General features: G+C 41.3%; 2 protein-coding genes. One reads left to right on the top strand and one right to left on the bottom strand.

Features of this window, described 5'->3' with window-relative positions; genetic code table 11:
* Nucleotides 1-194, bottom strand: a 194-nt coding sequence (locus A3763_RS16320; RefSeq protein WP_082880496.1) for a DUF4158 domain-containing protein, incomplete at its 3' end; no start/stop codon positions are given.
* A gap of 100 nt (nt 195-294) precedes the next feature.
* On the opposite strand from A3763_RS16320, the gene A3763_RS16315 reads away from it, so the two are divergent.
* Complete coding sequence (locus tag A3763_RS16315; RefSeq protein ID WP_068633257.1) at nt 295-816, top strand: DUF4158 domain-containing protein; 522 nt, start codon at nt 295-297, stop codon at nt 814-816.
* The last annotated feature ends 50 nt before the right edge of the window (nt 817-866 follow it).

Below are 866 nucleotides of genomic sequence, written 5' to 3'. Positions count from 1 at the left end.
TCACACAAATATTTCAGGGGCGCAGCGGGTATGTCAGATGACTTGTAGGGGAAATTACCGGTGTTCTGGTAGTACTTCAATTGAGCGAACAGACCCAACAGACTTTTACCTGGTTTGCTGCCTTTTAACTCGAGCTCTTTAAATGAAAGTGTCCAGTGGTTTGTGAGCTCTTCGAGATCCCAAAGCTTTTTCATGCCTCATTCCTTTATATTTTTATTTTAAGAATGAGGAGAGTACAAAAAGTTGGCCGCTATCGCACCTTAGAGTGTATTACCCCAATAAGAGCGTAGTGATATGCCAGTTATCAATATTTTGAACGACGCAGAAAGACTGTTGTTCGACACTCCTCCTAGATTTTCCAAGGAAGATCGTCAACGTTACTTCTCGATTCCATCTGAACTGAAATCAAGCATCACTCGAATTCATCCGATCGAAAGCAGAATTGGCTTTATTTTGCAGCTTGGTTACTTCAGATCTCGAGCTCGCTTTTTCAATTCTGCCCAATTTGGAAAGCGCGATATCAACCATGTGGCTAAAACTTTAAGCGTTGAACCCCCTACTTCATTGACTAGCTACGCTGGATCTTTAGTTACCAGGCATAGAATCAAGATTCTGGATTTCCTGAACTGGGAATCTTATGACAGTAGTATGACTGAAACTCTAGTAGGTTTAGCGCTGAATTTTGCTGCTCAAAAAGAACAACCAAAATTCATTTTCGACGCGCTTACAGATGCTTGCTGGAAACACCAAGTAGCCATTCCGAGCTTTAGTGAATCCCCCTGTGTCAGGATAGTTGTCGCCTCTGTTAATTTTTAATAATTGAATAGGAGGCGGTAAGAGAATATGAGTGAAGCATTATTCAAAAG

Source organism: Oleiphilus sp. HI0128 (genome assembly GCF_001635365.1).
The sequence above is the reverse complement of the archived record's forward strand: the minus strand, read 5'-3'. Positions and strand labels throughout refer to the sequence as shown.